The organism is Promicromonospora sp. NPDC050262, from assembly GCF_040655935.1.
Taxonomy (GTDB): domain Bacteria; phylum Actinomycetota; class Actinomycetes; order Actinomycetales; family Cellulomonadaceae; genus Promicromonospora.
In genome coordinates, this window is record NZ_JBFAKX010000008.1 from 130,495 (window position 1) to 154,008 (window position 23,514).

At 73.3% G+C, this 23,514-nt stretch carries 24 protein-coding genes and 2 tRNA genes; 8 read left to right on the plus strand and 18 right to left on the minus strand.

Features of this window, described 5'->3' with window-relative positions:
- The first annotated feature begins 1 nt into the window (after position 1).
- Positions 2 to 907, plus strand: a complete 906-nt coding sequence (locus tag AB0I29_RS14325) for a helix-turn-helix transcriptional regulator (RefSeq protein WP_285107957.1) — start codon at positions 2 to 4, stop codon at positions 905 to 907.
- 38 nt (positions 908 to 945) lie between these two features.
- On the opposite strand, the gene AB0I29_RS14330 is transcribed toward AB0I29_RS14325, so the two are convergent.
- Positions 946 to 1,428, minus strand: a complete 483-nt coding sequence (locus AB0I29_RS14330; protein WP_357482371.1) for a MarR family transcriptional regulator — start codon at positions 1,426 to 1,428, stop codon at positions 946 to 948.
- A gap of 46 nt (positions 1,429 to 1,474) precedes the next feature.
- Between AB0I29_RS14330 and AB0I29_RS14335 the strand changes: the two genes are divergently transcribed.
- Positions 1,475 to 2,875 carry an MFS transporter gene (locus tag AB0I29_RS14335; protein WP_357482373.1) on the plus strand — a complete coding sequence of 467 codons (1,401 nt, stop codon included), beginning with the start codon at positions 1,475 to 1,477 and terminating at the stop codon, positions 2,873 to 2,875.
- Here the strand turns inward: AB0I29_RS14335 and AB0I29_RS14340 are convergent.
- Both AB0I29_RS14340 and AB0I29_RS14345 read right to left on the minus strand, forming a co-directional pair.
- The gene (locus AB0I29_RS14340; RefSeq protein ID WP_357482375.1) at positions 2,788 to 3,435 is read right to left on the minus strand and encodes an alpha/beta hydrolase; all 648 of its coding nucleotides are present in this window, start codon (positions 3,433 to 3,435) and stop codon (positions 2,788 to 2,790) included. The two genes, AB0I29_RS14335 and AB0I29_RS14340, sit on opposite strands and share 88 nt — an antisense overlap.
- Entirely contained in the window at positions 3,432 to 4,142 is a 711-nt protein-coding gene (locus tag AB0I29_RS14345; protein ID WP_357482377.1) for a hypothetical protein, read from the minus strand. Before AB0I29_RS14345 ends, AB0I29_RS14340 begins: the two co-directional genes overlap by 4 nt.
- Positions 4,143 to 4,235: 93 nt before the next feature.
- Between AB0I29_RS14345 and AB0I29_RS14350 the strand changes: the two genes are divergently transcribed.
- The gene (locus AB0I29_RS14350) at positions 4,236 to 5,102 is read left to right on the plus strand and encodes a LysR family transcriptional regulator (RefSeq protein WP_357482379.1); all 867 of its coding nucleotides are present in this window, start codon (positions 4,236 to 4,238) and stop codon (positions 5,100 to 5,102) included.
- A 21-nt stretch (positions 5,103 to 5,123) separates the two neighbouring features.
- On the opposite strand, the gene AB0I29_RS14355 is transcribed toward AB0I29_RS14350, so the two are convergent.
- A complete protein-coding gene (locus tag AB0I29_RS14355; protein ID WP_285107945.1) occupies positions 5,124 to 5,759 on the minus strand; it encodes a GyrI-like domain-containing protein in 636 nt (211 codons plus the stop codon).
- A 185-nt stretch (positions 5,760 to 5,944) separates the two neighbouring features.
- Between AB0I29_RS14355 and AB0I29_RS14360 the strand changes: the two genes are divergently transcribed.
- The 3 genes from AB0I29_RS14360 to AB0I29_RS14370 all read left to right on the plus strand — a co-directional run bounded on the left by AB0I29_RS14360 (position 5,945) and on the right by AB0I29_RS14370 (position 9,216).
- Positions 5,945 to 8,296 (plus strand): glycoside hydrolase family 3 N-terminal domain-containing protein, encoded by a 2,352-nt coding sequence (locus tag AB0I29_RS14360; protein ID WP_357482381.1) that lies wholly within the window; start codon positions 5,945 to 5,947, stop codon positions 8,294 to 8,296.
- Positions 8,297 to 8,332: 36 nt separating this feature from the next.
- Positions 8,333 to 8,405 (plus strand) — tRNA-Ala (locus tag AB0I29_RS14365).
- 184 nt (positions 8,406 to 8,589) lie between these two features.
- The gene (locus AB0I29_RS14370; RefSeq protein WP_357482383.1) at positions 8,590 to 9,216 is read left to right on the plus strand and encodes a superoxide dismutase; all 627 of its coding nucleotides are present in this window, start codon (positions 8,590 to 8,592) and stop codon (positions 9,214 to 9,216) included.
- 76 nt (positions 9,217 to 9,292) lie between these two features.
- Here the strand turns inward: AB0I29_RS14370 and AB0I29_RS14375 are convergent.
- The 12 genes from AB0I29_RS14375 to rplU form a co-directional block, all read right to left on the minus strand.
- Positions 9,293 to 9,365, minus strand: a tRNA-Ala gene (locus tag AB0I29_RS14375).
- Between the two features lie 92 nt (positions 9,366 to 9,457).
- A complete protein-coding gene (locus AB0I29_RS14380) occupies positions 9,458 to 10,123 on the minus strand; it encodes a histidine phosphatase family protein (RefSeq protein ID WP_357482385.1) in 666 nt (221 codons plus the stop codon).
- On the minus strand, positions 10,120 to 10,557 hold the full coding sequence (gene rsfS, locus AB0I29_RS14385) for a ribosome silencing factor (RefSeq protein ID WP_285107939.1): 438 nt from the start codon (positions 10,555 to 10,557) through the stop codon (positions 10,120 to 10,122). The genes AB0I29_RS14380 and rsfS overlap by 4 nt, the downstream gene beginning before the upstream one ends.
- Positions 10,554 to 11,741 carry a hypothetical protein gene (locus AB0I29_RS14390; RefSeq protein WP_357482388.1) on the minus strand — a complete coding sequence of 396 codons (1,188 nt, stop codon included), beginning with the start codon at positions 11,739 to 11,741 and terminating at the stop codon, positions 10,554 to 10,556. The genes rsfS and AB0I29_RS14390 overlap by 4 nt, the downstream gene beginning before the upstream one ends.
- On the minus strand, positions 11,734 to 12,348 hold the full coding sequence (nadD, locus tag AB0I29_RS14395) for a nicotinate-nucleotide adenylyltransferase (RefSeq protein WP_285108607.1): 615 nt from the start codon (positions 12,346 to 12,348) through the stop codon (positions 11,734 to 11,736). The genes AB0I29_RS14390 and nadD overlap by 8 nt, the downstream gene beginning before the upstream one ends.
- A 45-nt stretch (positions 12,349 to 12,393) precedes the next feature.
- Positions 12,394 to 12,546 carry a hypothetical protein gene (locus tag AB0I29_RS14400; protein WP_285108609.1) on the minus strand — a complete coding sequence of 51 codons (153 nt, stop codon included), beginning with the start codon at positions 12,544 to 12,546 and terminating at the stop codon, positions 12,394 to 12,396.
- A gap of 126 nt (positions 12,547 to 12,672) precedes the next feature.
- Positions 12,673 to 14,016, minus strand: a complete 1,344-nt coding sequence (locus AB0I29_RS14405) for a glutamate-5-semialdehyde dehydrogenase (RefSeq protein WP_285108611.1) — start codon at positions 14,014 to 14,016, stop codon at positions 12,673 to 12,675.
- 63 nt (positions 14,017 to 14,079) lie between these two features.
- Positions 14,080 to 15,537 carry a hypothetical protein gene (locus tag AB0I29_RS14410; RefSeq protein WP_357482391.1) on the minus strand — a complete coding sequence of 486 codons (1,458 nt, stop codon included), beginning with the start codon at positions 15,535 to 15,537 and terminating at the stop codon, positions 14,080 to 14,082.
- A 76-nt stretch (positions 15,538 to 15,613) separates the two neighbouring features.
- Positions 15,614 to 16,801: a glutamate 5-kinase gene (gene proB, locus AB0I29_RS14415; protein WP_357482393.1), complete on the minus strand. Its 1,188-nt coding sequence runs from the start codon at positions 16,799 to 16,801 to the stop codon at positions 15,614 to 15,616.
- 156 nt (positions 16,802 to 16,957) lie between these two features.
- Positions 16,958 to 18,475, minus strand: a complete 1,518-nt coding sequence (obgE, locus tag AB0I29_RS14420) for a GTPase ObgE (RefSeq protein WP_285108616.1) — start codon at positions 18,473 to 18,475, stop codon at positions 16,958 to 16,960.
- 109 nt (positions 18,476 to 18,584) lie between these two features.
- Positions 18,585 to 18,842, minus strand: a complete 258-nt coding sequence (rpmA, locus tag AB0I29_RS14425) for a 50S ribosomal protein L27 (protein WP_036961235.1) — start codon at positions 18,840 to 18,842, stop codon at positions 18,585 to 18,587.
- 87 nt (positions 18,843 to 18,929) lie between these two features.
- Positions 18,930 to 19,238, minus strand: a complete 309-nt coding sequence (rplU, locus tag AB0I29_RS14430) for a 50S ribosomal protein L21 (protein WP_108495114.1) — start codon at positions 19,236 to 19,238, stop codon at positions 18,930 to 18,932.
- Positions 19,239 to 19,547: 309 nt separating this feature from the next.
- Between rplU and AB0I29_RS14435 the strand changes: the two genes are divergently transcribed.
- Together AB0I29_RS14435 and AB0I29_RS14440 are read left to right on the plus strand one after the other, a co-directional pair.
- Positions 19,548 to 20,138, plus strand: coding sequence for a protein-L-isoaspartate O-methyltransferase (locus AB0I29_RS14435; protein WP_285108618.1), 591 nt, complete (start codon positions 19,548 to 19,550; stop codon positions 20,136 to 20,138).
- Between the two features lie 352 nt (positions 20,139 to 20,490).
- Positions 20,491 to 21,528, plus strand: coding sequence for an acyl-CoA desaturase (locus AB0I29_RS14440; protein ID WP_285108651.1), 1,038 nt, complete (start codon positions 20,491 to 20,493; stop codon positions 21,526 to 21,528).
- Between the two features lie 9 nt (positions 21,529 to 21,537).
- Here the strand turns inward: AB0I29_RS14440 and AB0I29_RS14445 are convergent, their stop codons facing one another.
- Positions 21,538 to 22,143: a thymidine kinase gene (locus AB0I29_RS14445; RefSeq protein ID WP_357482397.1), complete on the minus strand. Its 606-nt coding sequence runs from the start codon at positions 22,141 to 22,143 to the stop codon at positions 21,538 to 21,540.
- Between the two features lie 137 nt (positions 22,144 to 22,280).
- On the minus strand, positions 22,281 to 23,438 hold the full coding sequence (locus tag AB0I29_RS14450) for an acyltransferase family protein (RefSeq protein WP_357482399.1): 1,158 nt from the start codon (positions 23,436 to 23,438) through the stop codon (positions 22,281 to 22,283).
- Positions 23,439 to 23,514: the final 76 nt, after the last annotated feature.

Sequence of the window (23,514 nt, forward strand, 5' to 3'; positions counted from 1 at the left end):
CATGGGACAGATCGACCACCGCGCCGAGGTCCGCGAGTTCCTCAGCTCGCGGCGGGCCCGCCTCACGCCCGAGCAGGCCGGGCTGCCCGCCTACGGCGGCAACCGGCGGGTCAAGGGCCTGCGCCGCGAGGAGGTCGCGATGCTGGCCGGCGTCTCGGTCGACTACTACGTGCGGATGGAGCGCGGGAACCTGTCCGGCGCCTCGGACGGCGTGCTGGACGCCCTGGTCGGGGCGCTGCAGCTCGACGAGGCGGAGCGCGAGCACCTGTTCACGCTGGCCCGCTCGGCGGGCTCGGGCAAGGCCCGGCGGGGCCGGGCGCCGACGACGGTGCGCCCCGCCGTCCAGCAGGTGCTCGACGCGATCAGCGACGCGCCCGCGTGGGTGCGCAACGGGCGCCACGACATCGTCGCGATGAACCGCCTGGCTCGCGCCCTGTACGCGCCGGTCCTCGCCGACCCGCGCCGTCCGGCGAACACCGCGCGGTTCGTCTACCTGGACCCCGCCGCCCGGGACTTCTTCGTCGACTGGGAGCGGATCGCCAAGGACTCCGCCTCGTACCTTCGCCTGGAGGCGGGGCGCAACCCGCACGACCCGGCGCTGATCGAGCTCGTCGGCGAGCTCTCCACGCGGAGCGAGCTGTTCCGCCGGCGCTGGGCCTCGCACGACGTGCGCCTGCACCGCAGCGGGTTCAAGCGGCTGCGGCATCCCGTGGTGGGGCAGCTCGACCTGACCTTCGAGTCGATGGAGCTCCCGTCGGAGCCGGGGCTGGTGCTGAACGTCTACACCGCGCCGGCCGGCTCGCCGGCGGCGGACGGCCTGGCCCTGCTGGCCTCCTGGGCCGCGACGCAGGACGCCGCCGAGCTCACCGAGCAGCCGGGTGCCTCCGTGGAGGAGCTGCGGGGCTGAGCGTCCCGGCTGGCACCGCCGCTCGCCGCCGGTCGCCGTCAGTCGCCGGCGGGCGGCACGCTCGCTGAGTCGGCCGCGGCGTCGTCGGCGAGCAGGACCCGGCGCAGGAGGTCCGTCAGCGTCGCCAGCTCCTCCGTGCTGAGCACGGCCAGGTCGGCCGCCTCGCCGACGCGGGCGCCCTCGATCAGCTCGGCCGCGAGGCGCTCGCCCGGGGGTTCGAGCCGTACCTGCTGACGGCGGCGGTCCCCCGGGTCGCGGACCCGGCTGACCAGGCCCGCCGCCTCGAGCCGGTCGAGGTAACCGACCAGGTGACTGCGGTTGAGGCCGAGCCGGTCGGCGAGCTCGTGCTGGCTGAGCGGGCCGAGGTCGTGCAGCCCCGTGAGCACCGCGAAGTGCGGCAGCCGGAGCCCGTGCCGCGCGAGGTCCGCGACGAGCGCGCGGTGGCCGATGCGCGAGACATGCCCGGCGAGATAGGAGGGCAGGCCCAGCAGCGTCGGGGGTCGGCCCGCGGGTTGTTCCACGGGGCGACACTATCAGCCAGTCGTTACATGATGTAATGATGTCGCTATGACATCAATTCGTGAGGCGGCCCGCCAGGGCACCGCCGGACCGTTCGTCGCGCTGCTGCTGGCGGTGCTCTCGTTCTCCCTGCTGCAGACCATGGTCGTGCCGGCGCTGCCCGACCTGCAGCGAGAGCTCGACGTCTCGCCGACGACGACGGCGTGGCTGATCAGCTCGTTCCTGCTCACGTCGTCGGTGGGCACGGTGCTCATCGGCCGCCTGGGCGACATGTTCGGCAAGCGCCGCCTGCTGCTCGTGAGCCTGGCGATCCTCGCGGCCGGGACGCTGCTGGCCGCCCTCGCCGGTGCGCTGCCCGGGTCGATCGGCGTGCTCGTCGCCGCCCGAGCGGTGCAGGGGCTGGGCGCCGGGACGTTCCCGCTGGCGTTCGGGATCGTGCGCGAGACGTTCCCGCGGGACCGCGTGCCCGTGGCGATCGGCACCGTCAGCGCGATCTTCGGCATCGGCTTCGGGGTGGGCCTGGTGGTGCCCGGCCCGATCATCGACGCGCTCGGCTGGCCGTGGCTGTTCTGGGCCGCGCTCGTCGTGGTCGTCCTCGCCCTGGTCGCGGTCGCGGTGTTCGTCGCCCGCGACCTCCCGGGGCTCGGCGGCCGGGTCGACTGGGCCGGCGGCGGCGTGCTGACCGTCACGCTCACGGCCCTGCTGCTGGCGATCAGCCAGTCCCGCCTGTGGGCACCCGGCGTCGTCGTCGCCCTGGCCGCCGTGGCGGTCGCCGCGTTCGCCGGCTTCGTGGTGCTGGAGTCGCGCCTGAGCGCGCCGCTGGTCGACCTGCGCGTGCTGCGCCGCCGGACGCTCGTCACCGCGAACCTCACCGCCCTGATCATCGGCTTCGGCATGTACGGCGCGTTCACCCTGGTGCCGCAGCTCGTCCAGACCCCCGCGGAGGCGGGGTACGGGTTCGGCGCCACCGTGACCGAGTCGGGGCTCTACCTCCTGCCCATGGCCGTGACCATGCTCTTCGCCGGACCGCTCGCCGGGCGCCTGGGCCCGCGCATCGGGTTCACCGCGACGCTGGTCGCGGCCTGCGCCATCGGCGCGGTCGGCTTCGCGGCCTTCGCCGTGGGGCACCAGCACCCCTGGGCCGTCGCCACGGGAGCCGGCGTGCTGGGCGTCGGCATCGGCTTCGCCTTCTCGTCGCTCGCCAACGTGGTGGTCGGCGCCGTCGAACTGCACGAGACCGGGGAGGCCACGGGCGTGAACACCATCGTGCGGACCATCGGCGGCTCCCTCGGGGCGCAGGTCGCGACCGCCGTCGTCGGCGCGACGACGCTCGCGGGCACCGGGCTGCCCACCGCGGCCGGCTACACGACGGCGTTCGCCGTATCAGCCGTCGCGCTCGTGGCGGCGGCGCTCGTCGCGCTGGCCGGAGGCCGTGGACGGACAAGGTGACGCAAGATCTCCCGCCCCGCGGGCCAGACACCGAGCCCGCTCGCGCCGTTCACGTGCCCGGCCGGGCCGATCCCGACCGCCTCGGCTCCCCAGACCGCCGCCAGGCCCCGCACCCAGGTGGGGGACGCGTAGGGGTCGTCGTCCGAGACGACGACGGTGACCGGCACCGGCAGCCGGCGTCGGACCGCCCGGAACCCACCCGCCGTGGCACCGGCCGGGAACGCCGGCCCGGCCGGGTCGGGGACGGCCACGAGCAGCGCGCCGGCCACCTCGCCCGGCTCGCGCCCGTCCGGCCGGCGCCCGCCCGACCCGCGGCCGTCCCGTCGCGGGACCTCCGCCAGCCACGAGGCGACCGCGAGGCAGCCCAGGCTGTGCGCCAGGAGGACCACCGGCCCCTCGCCGTCCGCCACCACGCGGTCCAGTGCGTCGGCCCAGTCGCGGGCGTCGGGGGTGTCCCACGACGCCGGCCGGAACCTGGTCGCGGGCAGATCGCGCTCCCAGTGCGTCTGCCAGTGCTCGACGCCGGAGCCGCCGTACCCCGGCACGGTCACGTACCTCATCGGCCCGCCTCTGCCCGCTCGCGGGCCGCCGTCACGAACGCGTCGACCACGGGGTGAGGCTGTGCGTCCGCGAGCTCGGGCTGGAACGCGGTGCCCAGCCAGAACGCCTCCCCCGGCAGCTCGACCACGCGCGGTTCGCCCTCGGGGCTCGTCCCGGACAGCACCAGCCCGGCCTCGACCAGCGGCGCGGCGTCGGCGACCGTCAACCCGAAGGAGCAGTGGAAGCGCTCGAAGCTCCGTTCGCCGAGGGCCGCCGACGCCCGCGTGCCGGGCTGGGTGTCGACCTGGCCGCTGCGCCCTTTCAGCGAGCAGGCCAGCTCGGTGATCAGCGCGGACGACGCCGGACCGCCGGCCGCCCGACCGCCCCCACCACCGCCCGCGCTCTCCGCGTGCCGCGCCGCGAGCCCCGCCACGTTGCGCGCGAGCTCCAGCACCATGTGCTGGTAACCGCCGCACGTGCCGAGCAGCGGCACGCCGCCGATCCGGGCGGCCCGGATCGCATCGATCACGCGGTCCTCGTCGGCGTACGGCGACCCCGGGACTACCCAGACGCCGTCGAACGCCGCGGCCTCGTGGGGCACCAGGTCGGTGGTCGCCAGCCAGTGCAGGTCGACGTCGTCGTACCGGGCGGCGATCTGCGGGATCCGCTCGTGGGCCCGGACCGCCGTGGAGCGGTCGCCGACGAGAGCGATGCGTGCTGGACTCATGCACTCATGCTGGAGCCCGTCCGAGCATCACGTCCAACGATGATCGGCGATGCCGGGATCAGGATTGCTGATGCACGCGGGATACTGGGCCTCGTGGACACCCGTGCCCTGCTCAGCCTGGCCACCGTCGCCGAGACCGGCTCCTTCTCCAGCGCCGCGACCCGGCTGGGATTCACCCAGTCCGCCGTCTCGCAGCACGTCGCCGGGCTCGAGCGGGCGGCGGGCACGCCGCTGCTGACCCGGCGCCCCACCGTCACCCCAACCCCCGCCGGCCTGGAGTTCCTGCGGCACGCCCGGCAGATCCTGGCGCACGAGCAGGCCGCACGCGCCGCCGTCGGACGCGTGCTCGGACGCGACCAGGACGCGCCCGTCTCGGTGGCACTCACCCCGGCCACGGAGCACCTCGCACCGATGGGCGGCCGGCTCGCCGCCGTCACGGTGGACGACGCCGCAGGCGCGAGCGCCGCGCTCACCGCGGGCCGGGCCGACGTCGCCGTCGTCGACGGGATCGCCGCACCGGGCGACCCGCTGCCCGGATCCAGCCCGGAGCTGGAGGTCCGGGTCATGGCGGAGGCGCCGATCGCCGTGCTCCTCCCGGCCGACCACCCGTTGGCGGCACGCGAGCGCCTCGACCTGGCCGCACTCGTCGACGCCCGCTGGCTCGACACGGTCGGCACCACCTGCTCGACGGCGGAGCTGGCGTCCGCGGCCCGGCTCCCGCTGCGCCGGGGCGCCGCCTACTCCGGCGCCTCGGCGCACACCGTCGCGGCGCTCGTCCGCGCCGGCCACGGGCTGCACGCCGCACCGGCGGGCGTGCCGACCGCCGGACTTGCCGTCGTGCCGATCGGCGCCCCGCGGCTGGTGCACCGGGTCGAGGTGCGCACCCACGCGGCGCCACGCGCGGTGGTCCGCGCACTGGCCGACGCCGTCGGAGCCGACACCGTGGAAGCCGGTCGCTGAGGGACCGAGGACCGAACCGCGCTACCCAGCGGAGGCCTCGACCGGCTCGACCGGCTGCCGGAGGATCGTGCGCTGCTTCTCCGGCGCGACCCTGCGGAAGTCGCTGAGGTAGATCTCGTGGTGCCTGCCCGTCCTGCGCAGGCCGTGGGCCGGGATGAACTCGTCGTGCATCCGCGCGAGCGTGGCCGCCTCGGCGTCGAAGGAACCGACGTGCAGCGTCTGCACGCAGCGCCCCTCGGACAGGGTCTCCAGGCGGACGTCGTCGAGCCGGGCCGGGCCGCCCTTGGCCCGGACCTGCTCCACCGCGGCGGCGAAGGCCTCCTGGTCCGTCCAGTCCGGGACCAGGATCAGCAGCGTCCAGTCCCAGCGGGACTTGTCGCGCGCCGTCGTGAAGGCGTCCATGTCCTCGGCCCACCACTGGCCCTCCAGCGGCATGACGACGTAGTCGCGCCCGAGCTCGCGCTTGCTGGCGAACTTGAGGGTGTAGGCCACGGGGTACAGCGCCTCGACCGCCTCGGTGAAGGCCGGCGAGGTGTTCGGGTCGCCGTGCCCGTCGATCATCAGATAGCGCAGGTCGGGCACGTCGACGACCCGGAACTGGTCCCGCTTGGCCTGGTAGGCGTCGAGGGTCTTCTTGAGGTCGGTCTTGTCGGCCATGGGCACCTCGCGGGTCGGGGATCCGGCGTCGGCCCCGTACCGAGGGCCCCGGATCGGAAGGTTCCGTACCAGGGACAGTAGCGGCCGGCCGGCGGGCCGGACCACAGCATGTGAACGACCCAGCGGCCCTTACCTAGCGACTGGTAGGTTTCCGGCGTGCGAACACAGACCGACAGGAGCGCCCGATGACCAGCGTCCACGACACGTCCGCCCCGGCACAGGCCTACCTCGACCCCGGCCTCCCCGTCGCGGAGCGGGTGGCCGACCTGCTGGCCCGGATGTCCGTGGCGGAGAAGGTGGGGCAGATGCTCCAGCTCGACGCCCGCGGTGACTACGAGGGCGACATCCTGCGCAAGCACGTGGGATCGATCCTGCACACCTCGCCGCACCGGGTGGGCCTCGCGCACGACCTGGTGGAGCAGACCCGGCTTCGCATCCCGCTGCTGGTGGGCGAGGACTGCATCCACGGGCACTCGTTCTTCGAGGGCGCGACCATCTTCCCGACGCAGCTCGGGATGGCCGCGACCTGGGACCCCGCGCTGGTGGAGCAGGCCGCGCGGATCACCGCCGTCGAGGCGTCCGCGACCGGTGTGCACTGGACCTTCAGCCCGGTGCTGTGCATCGCCCGCGACCTGCGCTGGGGGCGGGTGGACGAGACGTTCGGCGAGGACCCGTACCTGATCGGCGAGCTCGCCTCGGCGATGGTGCGCGGCTACCAGGGCTCCGGCCTGTCCGACCCGACGGCGATCCTGGCCACCGCCAAGCACTTCGCGGGGTACTCCGAGACGCAGGGCGGGCGCGACGCGTCCGAGGCGGACATCTCCCGGCGCAAGCTGCGGTCCTGGTTCCTGCCCCCGTTCGAACGGGTCGCCAAGGAGGGCTGCGCGACCCTCATGCTGGGCTACCAGTCGATGGACGGCGTGCCGATCACGATCAACGACTGGCTGCTCAACGACGTGCTGCGCGGTGAGTGGGGCTACACCGGCACGCTGATCACCGACTGGGACAACGTGGGCCGCATGGTCTGGGAGCAGAAGGTCCAGCCCGACCACGCCCACGCCGCGGCGGCTGCCGTCCGGGCCGGCAACGACATGGTGATGACCACCCCGCAGTTCTTCGAGGGCGCCCAGGAGGCCATCGACCAGGGCCTGCTCGCCGAGTCCGACCTCGACCGCGCCGTGGCCCGGATCCTGACGCTGAAGTTCGAGCTCGGCCTGTTCGAGAACCCGCGCCGGCCCACCCTCGACCGCGACGGGGCGCTCATCGGCTCCGCCGCGCACGCCGCCGTGAACCTCGACGTCGCGCGGCGGTCGCTGGTCCTGCTGCGCAACACCGACGCCGCGCTCCCGTTCGCCGGCGGCTTCACCGGCGTCGACGACGGCGGCCGCGCGGCCGGTCCCGCGGACGACCGGCCCCGGCGCATCGCCGTCGTCGGGCCGCTGGCCGATGCCGCCCAGGCCCAGCTCGGCGACTGGGCCGGCAGCTCGGGCCAGGCCGACTGGCTGCCCGACGGGCACCCGCGGGACATGATCACCACCGTGCTCGACGGGCTGCGCACCCTGACGCCGCAGGACTGGACGGTCACCAGTGCGCTCGGCGCCGAGATCGTCACGCTGGTCTCGCCGCCCGAGGGCGACACCTTGCCCGACGGCCAGCCCCGCCCCAAGATCGCCGTCCCCCGCGACCCCGACCCCGAGCTGATCGCCGAGGCCGTGGCCCAGGCGCAGGCCGCCGACCACGTCGTGGCCGTGGTCGGCGACCAGGTCGAGCTGGTCGGCGAGTACAAGTCCACCGCGACGCTGGAGCTCGTGGGCGGGCAGGTCGCCCTCCTGGACGCGCTGGCCGCGACCGGGACGCCGATGGTCGTGGTGGTCATGGCGTCCAAGCCACTCGTGCTGCCGGAGTCCGTGCTGAACGCCGCAGCGGTGATCTGGACGGCGAACCCGGGCATGGAGGGTGGCCGGGCGGTCGCCGAGCTGCTGCTCGGGCTGGTCGAGCCGTCGGGCCGGCTGCCGATCTCGTTCACCCGCCACGTGGGCCAGCAGCCGGTGTACTACAACCAGATCCGCGGCCAGCACGGCTCCCGGTACGCCGACCTGACGCAGGAGCCCGCCTTCGTGTTCGGCCAGGGCCTGTCCTACAGCACGGTGGAGTACTCCGACCTCACGGTGCGGGACGCCGAGCTGGGCCCGGACGACACCGTCCGCGCCCGGGTGACCCTGACCAACACCGGGACCCGCCCGGCGCGCGAGACGGTACAGGTCTACGTCAGCGACACCGTGACGTCCGTGAGCTGGACCGACAAGGAGCTCAAGGCCTACCGCCAGGTCGACGTCGCCGCCGGACGGAGCGTCGAGGTCGAGCTCGACCTGCCGGTGGCGGACTGCACGATCGTGAACAGCGCCGGCGACCGGGTGGTCGAGCCGGGCGGTTTCGAGCTGCTCGTCGGCTCGTCGTCGCGCGACGCGGACCTGCTGCGGGCGCCGTTCACGGTGGTCGGCACCCCCGCTTTGGTCTCCGGGCCGGGATCGGTCTAGACTGACGGCGCTCGCCCACCTGGGCGAACGCTGTTCGGGGCTGTGGCGCAGCTGGTAGCGCACCTGCATGGCATGCAGGGGGTCGGGGGTTCGAGTCCCCCCAGCTCCACCCGCTGAAGGCCGCTGATTCGCACGAGGGTGCGGATCGGCGGCCTTTCTCGTTCCCCGGCTCGAGCCCGCACGTGGGTGCGACCCGGTGTGTCGACGATCACCACCGCGTCCCGTCCAGGTCCGTTGACCTGAACCGCGGTTGAGGTTCTAGCGTCGGAAGCACTCGACGAGAGGACGCGGAAATGCCCGTCTACACCCTGCCTGACCTGCCCTATGACTACGCCGCGCTCGAACCGCACATCAGCGGGCGGATCATGGAGCTGCACCACGACAAGCACCACGCCGCGTACGTGGCCGGCGCCAACGCCGCGCTCGACGCGCTGGCCGGGGCCCGGGAGAGCGGCGACCTGGCCGCGGTGAACCTGCACGAGAAGAATCTCGCGTTCAACCTGGGCGGCCACACCAACCACACCGTGTTCTGGAACAACCTCTCGCCCGACGGCGGCGGGGAGCCCACGGGCGAGCTCGCGGCGGCGATCGCCGACCAGTTCGGCAGCTTCGCGGCGTTCCAGGCGCACTTCGCCGCCACGGCCACCGGCATCCAGGGCTCGGGCTGGGCGGTGCTCGGCTGGGACAGCATCGGCGGGCGGCTGCTGGTGTTCCAGCTCTTCGACCAGCAGGCGAACGTGCCGCTGGGGATTACCCCGCTGCTCATGCTCGACATGTGGGAGCACGCGTTCTACCTGGACTACCTCAACGTCAAGGCGGAGTACGTGAAGGCGTTCTGGAACCTCGCGAACTGGGCCGACGTCGGCGCGCGGCTCGACCGGACGCGGGCGACGACCGGGGGTCTCCTCACGCCGGCGTGACCGCGGCGCCGGCATCGCGGCACGGGCGGAAACAGAAGAGCCGGGACATCCATGATGTCCCGGCTCTTCCGATCGGTGGAGCTGGGGGGACTCGAACCCCCGACCCCCTGCATGCCATGCAGGTGCGCTACCAGCTGCGCCACAGCCCCAGATTGGTCTCTCCCAGCTGTTCGGCCGGGCGAGCGTCGTTAGTCTATGCAGACCGACGCCAGGGACCAAATTCAAACCGGAGTGCGCTCGGTCACTGCCGCGCCTCTGGCCCGGACTGCCACGTGTCGAGCGGGTACCCGGCCCCCACGTTGTGCGCGACGAGGCGCCACGCCGGGGCCGCCCCCGGCCCGGAGGCGCGCAGGTGCGACCAGTGCACGTTGTGCAGGCCGTGCAGCCCGCGCCACGTCGCCGGTTCGAGACCCAGCAGGCGGGTGATCGCCTGCGTGATCGCCGATCCGTGCGAGACCACCACGAGCGTCTCCCCCGAGCCCAGGGCCTCGGCATGCCGCAGCACCGCCTCCTCCATGCGCCGGGCGGTGACCGCCTTGGACTCCACACCGTTCGCCTCGGGCTCGCCGCCGCTGCGCCAGACGGCGTGCTCCTCGGGCCAGCGCCCGGCGATCTCGGCGTCGGTCATCCCCTCCCACTCGCCGAACGACCGCTCGCGCAGCCCGGCGTCGGTCACGACCTCCAGGTCGAGGTGCCGTGCGTACGCGACGGCCGTGTCCCGGGCCCGCTGCAGGTCGCTGGAGACCACGAGGGACGCCTTGTGCGACGCGGCCAGCGCCGTGGCGCCCTGCTCCGCCTGCCAGCGGCCGACCTCGTCGAGCGGGATGTCGATCTGGCCCTGCAGGCGCAGGCCGGCGTTGTATGCCGTGCGCGCGTGGCGCAGCAGCACGATCGTTCCTGCGGTCACAGGCGGGAGTCCCCGGCCAGGTGGATCGCGCCGTCGTCGGGGTCGCGGTACTCCGCCGCGTCGCCGCCGCCCTGGGCGTCCTCGGGCAGCGGGATGGCCGGGCAGTCCTTCCACAGGCGCTCGAGCGCGTAGTAGGTCCGGTCCTCGGCGTGCTGCACGTGCACCACCACGTCGCCGAAGTCGATGAGCACCCACCGCGCCTCGGACTTGCCCTCGCGCCGGATCGGCTTGACACCCTCCTTGAAGAGCGCCTCCTCGACGGCGTCGACGATCGCGGAGACCTGACGCTCGCTGGCGCCCGACGCGATGAGGAAGACGTCGGTCAGCACGAGCTGCTCGCTGACGTCGAGCGCGATGATCTCCTGCGCCTTGATGTCGCTCGCCGCCCGCGCCGCGATGATCGCGAGCTCCGTGGCCCGCTCGGTCGCCGTCATGCCGCATTACCTCCCATGAAGCCGGGCAGCCCGCCCGGCAGGGTGCCCAGCAGGGCCGCCGCCTGGTCCGTCGGGTACCCGGGGCTGTCCCCCTCGAGCACGAGCTTCCAGATCAGGAGGCCGAGCACGAACGCCACGACCACCAGGATGATGTAGTGCAGCCAGGTGTACTGCGGTCCCTCGTCCTCTTCCTCCCACTCCTCCTCCGCCTCACGGCGGGAGGTACGGGACGGGGCGATGGGGCCGGCACCGAACTGGCCGGGCGCACCGGGGTGCTGCTGACCGGGGCCACCCATCTGCCCCGGGCCGCCGATCTGACCGGAGCCGGGACCACCCGGGGCACCGGGGACGGGCTGACCGCCCGGGGCGCCACGACGTCCGGGGAACGGCGAGCCGGGGGCCGCGGGCGCACCGCCCGAGGGCACCGACGGCGGGGCTGCCGGGCCACCGGCCTCCCACGGAAGCGCGGGCGCGGCGCCCGAGACGGCGCCGCTGGGCGGGGCACCGGCCGGACGGCCCGGCGCACCCGGGCGCTGCTGACCGAGGCCGCCGGGCGCCCCGGGCGCGGTCGGCGCACCAGGACGGGCGCCGAACGGCGACGGCGGCTGCTGCGGGGCCGGGGCGGGCGCGGGCGGTCCCCACTGCGTCGTCTGGCCGACGTCGGCCGGGCCGGCGGGCGCGCCGGGCGCCTGGGGCGGCGCGAACCGCGCCGCGCGGCCCTGCTGGGGCGCGGGCGGCACGGGTGCGCTCGCCGGGCGCGAGCCGAAGGGGCTCGGCGGGGCGCTCTGCTGGCCGGGCCCGCCGGGCGCACCGTGGCCGCCGGGGGCACCCTGGCCACCGGGTCCGGACGGAGCGCCCGGACGGCCCTGGCCCCCACCGGGGCCGAAGGGCGACGGGTTGCCACCGGGCTGCTGCACCGGCGTGAGCCGGCCCGTCGCGTCCACGCCGCGCGAGCCACCCGTCGCCTGCGGGGGCCGGGCGACCGGCGGGTTGGACGGGTTCGGCGACCAGCCGCCCTCGGGAGCAGGGGCGGGTGCGGGCGCGCCACGGTGCGGAGGCTGCTGACCGCCCTGCGGCGGGTAGGCACCACCGCCGGCACCACCACCGGCGGCGGCAGCCGCGGCGGCAGCCTCACGCTCGCGGATCTCGCGGCGCGTCATGGGACGACCCTTGTTGTCACTCATCGTGAAGACCTCGATACAGTCCGTGCTTGGCGATGTACTGGACCACGCCGTCAGGCACCAGATACCAGACCGGCAAACCCTCCTCGGCCCGACGACGACAGTCGGTCGAGGAGATAGCTAGTGCAGGAACCTCGAGTGTCGTCACGCCGTCCCGAGGAAGCCCGTCCACGGTGAGCATGTGCCCTGGCCGTGTGACAGCGACGAAGTGTGCCATGTCCCAGAGCTTCTCGGCATCCTTCCACGAGAGAATCTGCTGGATGGCGTCCGCTCCCGAGATGAAGTACAGGTCCGCGTCCGGGCGCTGCGTGCGCAGGTCGCGGAGCGTGTCCACCGTGTAGGTGAGGCCCGCCCGGTCGATGTCCACACGGCTGACCGTGAAGCGCGGGTTCGACGCCGTGGCGATCACCGTCATGAGATAGCGGTGCTCCGCCGGGGTGACCCGCTGCTTCTGCTTGAAGCCCGGACGGCCGGTGGGAACGAAGACGACCTCGTCCAGCTCCAGCTGCGCGACCGCCTCGCTCGCGGCGACGAGGTGACCGTGGTGGATGGGATCGAACGTGCCGCCCATCACCCCGATGCGCGGCCTGGTCCCAGTGGGGGCACTCATGCGGTGCGTGCGCTCATCTGGTCGTCAGGCTCCCGTCTAGATGGATCAGTGCCGGTTGCCGACGTTGCGGAACGCGTACGTGACGACCAGCGCGGCCACGAGTGCGCCGAAGGCGATCAGGCCGAGCGCGATCGGGGCGATCGGCTCGTTGGCGTGCTCCGAGGCGGCCTCGGCAGCCAGGACGGCGGTGTGCAGCACGGGTGTTCCTCCTAGTCGAACAAGCTCAGGTGGGCTTTAGTCTCTCACGGACGAATTGCGGCGGGCACACCGCGGCACTGGGTCGCAAGGAGATCCTGCGGAGGTCTCCAGGACGCCAACGAGCTCTCACGGCTTGACGTGGCCGTCGCCCGTGACCACCCACTTCGTGGTGGTCAGCTCGGTCAGCCCCATGGGGCCGCGCGCATGCAGCTTTTGCGTGGAGATGCCGATCTCGGCACCCAGGCCGAGCTCGCCGCCGTCGGTGAACCGGGTCGACGCGTTCACCATCACCGCCGCGGAGTCCACCTCCGCGACGAACCGGTCCGCCGCCGCGATGTCCCGCGTCACGATGGCCTCGGTGTGCCCGGAGGACCAGGTGCGGATGTGCTCGATCGCCTCGTCCAGCGACGGGACCACCCGCACGCCGAGCTCCAGCGCGAGGTACTCCGTTGCCCAGTCCTCGTCCGTGGCGGGAAGCACGGTGGCTCCCTCCGGGGCAAAGGACAGGGCTGCCGGGTCGCCGTGCAGCACCACGCCGGCGTCGGCCAGCGCGGCGAGCGCCGCCGGGAGGAAGGCCGGGGCGGCGTCCTCGTGCACGAGCAGCGTCTCGGCCGCGTTGCACACGCCGACGCGCTGGGTCTTGGCGTTCATCACGATCGCGACGGCCATGTCGACGTCGGCCGTGGCGTCCACGTAGACGTGCACGTTGCCCACGCCCGTCTCGATGACCGGCACGAGGGACTCGCGCACGACGGTCTGGATGAGGTCGGCGCCGCCGCGCGGAATCAGCACGTCCACCAGGCCGCGGGCCCGCATGAGCGCCACGCCGCCCGCGCGGCCGTACGGGTCGATCGACTGGACCAGGTCGGCGGGCAGGCCGCGCGCCGCCAGGGCGCCCTGCATCACCGCGACGATCACCGCGTTGGACGCCGCCGCCGCGCTGCCCCCGCGCAGGATCACCGCGTTGCCGGACTTGAGGGCCAGGCCCGCGGCGTCCACGGTCACGTTGGGTCGGGCCTCGTAGATCATGCCGACCACGCCCATCGGGACACGGACCTGGCGCAGGCGCAGGCCGTTCGGCAGGGTCTGCCCGCGCACGACCTCGCCGACCGGGTCGGGCAGGCCGGCGACGTCGCGCAGCGCGGCCGCGATCTGCCCGATCCGCTCGGGGGTCAGCGCGAGCCGGTCCAGCAGGCCGTCCGACATCCCGTTCGCGCGGCCGCGCTCCAGGTCCTCGGCGTTGGCGGCCACGATCTCGTCGGCGGCCGCCACCAGAGCGTCCGCGACGGCGCCGAGCGCGGCGTCCTTGGTCATGCGGTTGGCCGTGGCCAGGGTGCGCGAGGCGACCTTGGCGCGCCGGGCGACGTCGTGCACGGCGGCGGTGACGTCGGTGCCCGACGGCGGCGGGGTGCCGGCTCCCGCGGAATCGCCCCCGGCAGGTGTCGCCTCGTACTGGCTCACGATCGTCATGCGTCGAGAGTACGTCGGGTGCGGGCGATGCCGAGGACGATTCCGTGGTGCGGACCTGGCCGGTCACCAGGACGGGCGGGCGGCGCGCGGCGGGACGAAGTGCGCGAACGCGGGCTCGTGCCGGGACACCCCGGTCACCGGGTCGAAGATCCCGAAGTAGTCGGGTCCGAGCCGCCACGCGGCCCGGTTCAGCGCCCTCGGGCTCAGCGACGGCCAGCGCCCGGTCTCGACCCGGCGCTCGAGCGCCCGTAGTGCGACGAGCTCCTCGGCGACGCTGACCGTCAGGTGGGCGCCGCGCTCCACGTAGACGCTGCGGTACCGGCCCGGGTGGCCGACGTCGGCGATCCGGTCGCCGAAGGACCGCTCGTACGACGGCGGCGCCCCGCCGTCACCGGTCGTGTGCAGGGTGAGCACCGGCTGCGGCGTCGTGCCCTCCGGGCGGTGCCGCACCAGGTTCGCCCGGGCGTCCGGCTCCGCCTCGATCACCGGCTCCGCGGCGAGTGCCGCGAGGTCGTCGGACAGGTCGGCGCCCGGGGCCTCGGCGTAGGCCTGGCGCACCTCGCGCAGCGCGCCGGAGTGCCGCAGCCGGTGCGCCCAGTCGCCGTCGAAGGAGGCCGACGCGTTGCCGCCCAGCTTCTTCTCCCAGTCCACGCGCGCCGTGGGGCCCAGGCCGGTCGTGTAGGCCCAGATGAGCCACTGCGCCTGGCCGTCGATCCACTCCTGGAGGTCCTCCGGCTCCGGGCGCGACACGTCGTACCAGCCGGTGATCGTGTTGAGGGAGGCGATGAGCGAGATCCGGGCGCGTCCCTCCGGCGTCTCCAGGGCGGCCGTCAGCGCGTCGGCCAGGGCGGCGCGGCTCGCCACCGGCTTGGTGGGGTGCACCAGCTCGATCGGGTCGCCGTCGCCGTCGGTGCCGTCGGTGAGCAGGGTCCTCGTGGCCAGGTTCACGTCGAGGATCGCGTCGAGCATGCCCACCACGTCGATGGCGCCGCCGATCGTGAGCACGCCGTCGATCCGCTCGGGCTCGGCCTCGGCGTGCTTGATCGCCGTGACCGCGCCCATCGAGGCCCCGGTGGTGAAGGTGCGCTCCGGCTCGCCCACGTGCTGCTCGAACCAGTCGAGCAGCCGCGACTGGTCCTGGACGGCGGTGGGGACGGTGAAGTCGAGGCCGCCGCCCTGGAAGAGCGAGGCGGCCAGCGCGTACCCGCGGTCGGTGAGCGCCTCCTCCGAGGCGGGCTGGTTGGCCAGCAGGTGCGGCACCGGGTTGCCCTGGCCGAAGTACTCGGACGGGTAGTTGCCGTGGCTGAAGAGCAGCAGCGTCCCGTTCCAGTCCTCGGGGACCAGCACGCGGTAGTCGGCGCCCTCGATCTCGCCGGCGTACTCGGTGGGCGGGGCGTGTTCTGCTGAGGCCTGGGCCGGCGGGGCCGTGGCCGCCTGGGCGGCCGGCGGCCCGGCCAGCAGGGGGACGAGCAGGGCGGTCAGCGCCGCCAGCGCCGTCGCGGCAGGTCGGTTGCGTCGCATCCGGGGGCTCCTCGGGTCGTGCGGCGCGCGTCCGTGCGCAGCCGCCTGACCGGTTGACGGGACTCCCCCGGAGAACTCATCGGCCGGTCTCCAGGACCAGGTCGTCCCGGTGCACCACCACGCGGTCGTACCCCTGCCCCAGCTCCTTCCGCAGCGCGTAGGTGGAGCGGCCCAACAGCGCGGGCAGGTCGCTCGCGTCGAAGGCGACCAGCCCTCGGGCGACGACGGCGCCGTCGGGCGCGACGAGCTCGACCGGGTCGCCCGCGTCGAACTGGCCCTCGGCCCGGGTGATCCCGGCCGGCAGCAACGACGCTCGGCCGCCGAGCACGGCACGGGCGGCGCCGTCGTCCAGGTGGAGGCGGCCCTGCGTGCGGGCGGCGTGCGCGATCCAGAGCCGGCGCGCCGAGGTGCGGCGGCCCGTGGCGGCGAAGAAGGTGCCGACGTCGTCCCCGGCGAGCGCGGCGGCCGCGTTGGCGGTGAGCGTGAGGACGGCGGGGACGCCCGCGCCGGTCGCGATCCGCACCGACTCCAGCTTGGTGACCATGCCGCCGGTGCCGACGGAGCTGCCGCGCGCGGTCACCTCGACGCCCGCGATCTCCGCGAGGTCGTCGACCAGCGGGATGCGGCGGGCGCCGGGGCGCGACGGCGGGGCGTCGTGCAGGCCGTCGACGTCGGTCAGGAGCAGCAGGGCGTCCGCGCGCACGAGGTGCGACACGAGCGCGGCGAGGCGGTCGTTGTCGCCGAACTTCAGCTCGTCGGTGGTCACGGCGTCGTTCTCGTTGATGACCGGCACGACCCCGAGCGCCAGCAGGCGGTCCAGCGCGCGCTGCGCGTTGCGGTAGCGGGCGCGGCGGACGGTGTCCTCGGCCGTGAGCAGGATCTGCCCGATCTGGATGCCGAACGCCGCGAACTCCTCCTGGTACCGGCCGGCGAGCTGGCCCTGGCCCACGGAGGCCGCGGCCTGCATGGTGGCGAGATCGCGCGGGCGGCTCCCCAGCCCCAGCGGCCCGATGCCCGCCGACACCGCACCCGACGTGACCAGCACGACCTGGGCCCCCGCGGCCTGCCGGGCGGCGAGCACCTGGACCACCCCGCGCAGCGCGCCGACGTCGAGGTGCCCGTCCGGGCCGGTGAGCGACGACGAGCCGATCTTGACCACCACGCGCCGGGCGGTGGCGATCACGGACCGCGGGCCGGAGACGGCCGGGCTGTCCTGGGGTTCCGAGGCGTCGTGGGCGTTCACCGAGGGGTCGAGGGAGTTCACACCCTCATCCTCTCCGGAGGCCCGCCCGGAACGCTCGCTCATTCCACGGGCCGGGCACCCCACCGGACGTGTCAGACGTACAGATCACTCGGGTGACCTGTACGTCTGACACTGCTCAGGCTCTGCTGGGCTGCCGGCCGAACCTGCGGCTCCGGCTCAGTCGGCGTCGGGGTCGGTCCAGTGGCCCGCCTCGCGCTCCGTCCACAGCTCGCGCCGGGCCTCGGCCTTGGCGTCCATGCGCTCGGTGAACTCGCGGCGCTTGTCGCCACGCGTGGGCCGCTCGTTCTGGTCGAGCCGCAGGTCGGTCCCACGGCCGCCCAGTAGCTCCGCGCCGGTCTGCAGCGTGGGCTCCCAGTCGAAGACGACGGCGTTGTTCGGGTCACCGATCCGCACCTCGTCACCCGCGACGGCGCCCGCCTTGAACAGGCCGTCCTCGACGCCGAGCTTGGCGAGCCGGTCCGCGAGGAAGCCGACGGCCTCGTCGTTGTTGAAGTCGGTCTGCCGCACCCAGCGCTCCGGCTTGGTACCGCGCACCTCGAACCAGTAGGCGGTCTCGCCACCCAGCCGGCGCACGGTGAACTTCGACTCGTTCACGGCGCGCGGCCGCAGCACGATCGGCGCGGGCTCCGGCGCGGGGGCGTCCGCACGCGCCTTCTCCACGACCTCGGCCAGGGCGAACTTGAGCTCGCGCAGGCCCTCGTGGGACGCGGTGGAGATCTCGAAGACGCGCAGCCCGCGCGCCTCCAGGTCTGCCTTGACGAAGTCCGCGAGCTCGCGCGCCTCGGGCACGTCGATCTTGTTGAGCACGACGAGGCGGGGACGCTCGGCGAGCGGCACGCGGCCGCCCGCGATGCCGATGTCGCCCGAGTACGCGGCAAGCTCGGCCTCGATCACGTCGAGGTCGCTGATCGGGTCGCGGCCCGGCTCCAGCGTGGCGCAGTCCAGCACGTGCACGATCATCGCCGTGCGCTCGATGTGCCGCAGGAACTCCAGGCCCAGGCCCTTGCCCTCGCTCGCGCCCGGGATCAGGCCCGGCACGTCCGCGACGGTGAACCGCGACTGGTCCGCCTGCACCACGCCGAGGTTCGGCACCAGCGTGGTGAACGGGTAGTCGGCGATCTTGGGACGCGCGGCGGAGATCGCGGCGATCAGCGACGACTTGCCCGCGCTCGGGAAACCCACCAGCGCGACGTCGGCGATGGTCTTGACCTCGAGCTCGACCTCCGCGGTCTCGCCCTCCTCGCCGAGCAGCGCGAAGCCCGGGGCCTTGCGCCTCGGCGACGACAGCGCGCGGTTGCCGAGCCCGCCCTTGCCGCCCGCGGCGACCACGTACTCCGCGCCCTCGCCCACGAGGTCGGCCAGGACGTTGCCGTCCAGGTCCTTCACGACGGTGCCGTCCGGCACACTCAGGACGAGGTCGCCGCCGTTGGCGCCGTCCCGGTCGTCGCCCATCCCCTGGGTGCCCGACGTCGCCCGCCGGTGCGGCGAGTGGTGGTACTCCAGGAGGGTGGTGGTGTTGGCGTCGACGACGAGCCTCACCGTCCCGCCGTCACCGCCGTTGCCGCCGTCGGGCCCCGCGAGGGGCTTGAACTTCTCGCGGCGGATCGAGGCGCAGCCGTTCCCGCCGTTACCGCCGGCGGCATGCAGAACCACCCGGTCCACGAAGCTGGCCATGTCTCGATCCTCTCAGGTACTGCTCAGGTGGAGCGGCCCAGGGCCGCTCATGAAAAGACGTGAGGGGGCGCACCGTCACCGGTGCGCCCCCTCACGCGGAAGCCGAGGCTCAGACCTCGGCGGCGACGATGTCGATGACCTTGCGGCCACGACGGGTGCCGAACTGCACGGCGCCGGCGTCGAGGGCGAACAGGGTGTCGTCCTTGCCGCGGCCGACGTTCACGCCGGGGTGGAAGTGGGTGCCGCGCTGGCGGACGATGATCTCGCCGGCCTTCACGACCTGGCCACCGAAGCGCTTCACGCCGAGGCGCTGGGCGTTGGAGTCACGACCGTTGCGCGAGGAGCTCGCGCCCTTCTTGTGTGCCATCTGGCTGACCTGTCTTTCGGGACGAAGGAGAAGAAGAAGTATCTGGCTCGCGCGGGCTCACTCGTCAGAGGAGGCCCGCAGCGGAAGTCACTTGATGCCGGTGACCTTGAGGCGGGTCAGCGACTGGCGGTGGCCCTGACGCTTCCGGTAACCGGTCTTGTTCTTGTACTTGAGGATCGTGATCTTGGGACCCTTCTCGTCCCGCACGACCTCAGCGGTGACCTTGACCTTCGCCAGCTTCTTCGCGTCGGTGGTCACCTTCTCCCCGTCCACGAGCAGGAGGGCCGGGAGCTCGACGGTCTCACCGGCGGTCGCCTGGACACGGTCCATGACGACGATGGTCCCGACGGACACCTTCTCCTGGCGGCCACCGGCCTTGACGATCGCGTAAACCACGTTCAACTCATCTCTCTAGTCTTGGCGTGCGCGCACGACGGAGATCATCGGCTTTGCTGTGACTCGCTCCGCCGCGGCGGTCGAGTGCGATGCGCCATGGGCACGCAGGACGGGTGCGCAGACAGCACACCGAAGCACAAGGTTACGCGATGGCCTCAGCGGGTTCAAACCGGCGGCGACGTGGCCTTGCCCACCCCGGGGGGCCACGCCCCGTCGAGAGGGCCGGCGGTCCACGACGAGGCCGGTCCGGAATAGAGCACCTGGCGACCTTGATCCGCGTGTGCCTACCCTGGGCTCAGGTGATACCACATGGTTTCCGAGCCGGCTGCCGAGCACGACGACATCGCGCGAGCGATGCGCGCCATACCTCGCCGCGACTTCCTGCCCCGGTCCCAGCGCCCGTTCGCCGGTCAGGACCAGCCGCTGCCGATCGGTCGCGGCCAGACCTCCTCGCAGCCCACGACGGTGGCCGCCATGCTCCGCCTGCTGCGGATTCCGCTCGGCGCGCGAGTGCTCGACGTCGGCGCGGGCTCCGGCTGGACCACGGCTCTGCTGGCCTACCTGACGGGGCCGCAGGGCTTGGTGCTGGGCGTCGAGCGCGACAGCCGGCTCGCCGACTGGGGCGCCGCCAACGTCGGCCGCACCGGGATGGGCTGGGCGACGATCGAGCACTCGGCACCCGGCGTGCTGGGCCATCCCCAGGAGGGCGGCTGGGACCGCGTCCTCGTCTCGGCGTCCGCGGCCGCGCTGCCGCGCACCCTGGTGGAGCAGGTGGGGATCGGCGGCCGGATGGTCATCCCCGTCCGGACGACGCTGCTGCTCATCGAGCGCCTGCCCGACGGACGCACCCGCGCGACCGACCACGGCGGATACCGCTTCGTCCCGCTGATCGAGGACTGAGCCGGAGTGCAGCGCAGGGTGCGGGCCGAGGAACGAGGCACGCGCCCGAAGCGGAGTGCAGGCACAGTCCGACCGAGGGGATCGAGGACTGAGCCGGAGTGCAGCGCACGTCCGAAATGTCTGGCGAAGGTAAACATACCGTCTTCAATCCTTCGCGAGCCATCCACAACTGCCCCCTGGGACGCCAACCTACGGTCCCGTAGGCTCGAGAGCATCTGCACGCGGGCGGCACCGTCCAACTCCACGGCTGGGAAGTCGAACCCAAGCATGTGAGGACCACATGGCCCAAGCTGCCCCCGCCGTCCGCGACGGCTTTCGACCGACCGCACCCCGTGATCCCGGCGCCGAGCCCGTGACCAGCACGTACTCGTCGCTGGCCCGCACGGTGCGCGACGCCGGCCTGCTGGGCCGGGCTCACCGCTACTACGCCTGGGTCCTCGCCGCGCTCACGGTCGCGCTCGGTGGGATCGTCACCGGCTTCGTGCTCCTGGGCGACTCGTGGCTCCAGCTCCTGATGGCCGGCGCGCTCGGCCTCGTCCTGACCCAGTTCGCCTTCGTGGCCCACGAGGCCTCGCACCGGCAGGTCTTCGAGTCCGGCCCCCGCAACGACCGCGTGGGGCGGCTGCTGGCCAACGTCGTCGTCGGCATCAGCTACTCGTGGTGGATGACCAAGCACACCAGGCACCATGCCAACCCGAACAAGATGGGCAAGGACCCGGACATCGAGAACGACACCATCGCGTTCACGGAGGAGGGCGTGCGACAGAACCGCGGGCTGGTCCGTCTGATCAACCGGTACCAGGGCTGGCTGTTCTTCCCGCTGCTCACGCTCGAGGGCCTGAACCTGCACCTCATCTCGGTCCGCTCGCTGCTCAAGGGCAGCCCCGAGACCCTGCGCTCCCGCGTCCGCGAGCTCGTCACCATCACGATCCGTCTCGGCGTCTACGTCGCGATCCTGTTCTGGGCACTGCCGCCCGGCATGGCCTTCGCGTTCCTCGGCGTGCAGCTGGCCGTGTTCGGTGTCTACATGGGCGCGTCGTTCGCCCCGAACCACAAGGGCATGGCGATCATCCCCGCCGACAGCCGCATCGACTTCCTGTCCAAGCAGGTCCTCACCTCGCGGAACATCCGCGGCGGCCGGTTCATGAACATCCTGATGGGCGGCCTCAACTTCCAGATCGAGCACCACCTCTTCCCGAGCATGCCGCGCCCGCACCTCATCAGGACCGCGGAGATCGTCCGGGAGCACTGCGCGACGCTCGGGATCCCCTACACGGAGACCAGCCTGGCGCGGTCGTACATGATCGTCGTCAACTACCTCAACAAGGTGGGGCTCGCCGCACGCGACCCGTTCGACTGCCCGCAGTACACGCTGATGCGCAAGGTCTGACGACCCCGGTCATCCCGCGACGGCGGCGTGCCTCCGGCAGCGGGCCTCGTACGACTCCGACCCGCCCACGTGCGCCGCGACCGGCACGAGCGCGTCGTCCGGCTGGGCGGAGCCGGCGTCGGGCACGGGCGGCGCGCCGGGCAGCCGCACGTGGAAGGCGGCGTCCGCCCCGCAGACGGAGCAGACCGCCGTGAGCTTCTCCACGGACTCGGCCAGCGCCATGAGCTCGGGCAGGGGTGCGAAGGGCTGCCCGTCGAAGGTGACGGACAGCCCGGCGACGACCACCACGAGCCCGCGGTCCGCCAGGTCGGAGACGACGGGCACCAGGCCCGCGCCGAAGAACTGGGCCTCGTCGACGGCGACGAGCTCGGTCCCCGGACCGAGCAGGCCGGGGATCTCGCCGGCATCCGACACCGTGTGCGACGGCACGCCCTGGCCGGAGTGCGACGTCACCCGGCCGACGCCGCGCCGGTCGTCCAGGGCGTGGCTCACCACGACCACGCCGCGCCGCGCGATCCGGGCGCGACGCACCCGGCGCAGCAGCTCCTCGGACTTGCCCGCGAACATCGGGCCGGCGATGACCTCGAGGCGTCCCGCGCCCAGACCGTCTTCCATGGGTGCCAGTCAAGCATCCTGGCGCCCGCCCGACCGGGAGATGAGCGCAACGCCTGGGGAGAGGTAGCGGAGACGTAGCAGTGCTCGCTCTCCGTTACCCCTCCCCAGGCGTACCCACCTCCCGCGGCCGACGACACCTACAGCACGCGCGCCACGCCCGGGATGCGCCGCAGCAGGTAGGCGACGCCCCAGCACAGCGGTACCGACAGGGCGAGCAGCACCAGGAACTTCACGCCCGCGGGGGCCACGAGCGGCGACAGCAGCACCGCGACGCCCACCAGCACCAGCGGGTGGATGACGTACACCGCGAACGAGTGCCGCGCGGCGAACCGGGCCCAGGCGGGCTGCCCCGAGAACCGCTCCCGGAACAGCACCAGCAGGCCCACGACCGCGCCGATGGCGACGACGTTCTCGGTGAGGCTCTGGCCGAGCAGCGCGAGGATCCCGGCGTCCGGCGCGCTCGCGAGGGCCGACACGCCGAGCGCCGGCCCCACCCCGACGAGCGCCACGATCAGCGCGACCCGTCCCTGCCGCACCGTGAGCGCGGTCAGCCAGCCACGGCGCGCGGCGAGGAGCCCCGCGACGAAGAGCAGCACGTACTGCGGCAGGTAGGCCGGCGTCGGGAGGCCGACACCCACCCAGTACGTACCGAGGGGGACGGCGAGCCGCCAGAGGGCGGTCACGACGGTCAGTACCGCGACGAACCCGGCGATCATCCGGAAGCTCAGGGGCTGCGCGGCCAGGGCCGGAACGCCGTCCGCGGCGCCGTCGGCCGGAGCCGCCAGGGCGCCGGGCCGGGCCGCGGACCGTGCCCGCAGGGCGCGGAACGCCGCATAGGCGAGCGACATCACCAGGAGCACCTCGACGAACCACATGGGGCCGGGGTCGCCCGCGCTGAACCAGAAGTGGAGGAACGACTCCCCCTGTGCGCGGCGCTCGGGCCAGCCCGGCAGGGACAGCACCGGCCGCGCGACCAGCCAGAAGGCGACCAGCGGGACGCCCAGGCGGACGAGCCGGTCGCGGGCGAACGCACCCGGCCCCTTGCGGTCCACCGAACCGGGCACGAACAGACCGGAGAGCAGGAAGAAGAAGCCCATGAACCAGAACTGGTTCGCGACGACGAACGCCAGGAGCGCGAGCCCGGACAGGCTCTCGCTGGGCTCGGTCCAGTACCACATCGGGAGAGCGCCGTAGGTCAGGGCGCAATGGTGGGCCAGGACCAGCACGGTCAGCAGGATCCGCAGGTTGTCGACGTACCCCAGCCGGGTGGTCGGCCTCGCGGCGATCGTTGTCATCTCGGTCTCCATCGTCTCGGTCGCGCCTCGTTGGTTCATTACTCGACTAATGAACCACAGAACGCATGAGGGCCGC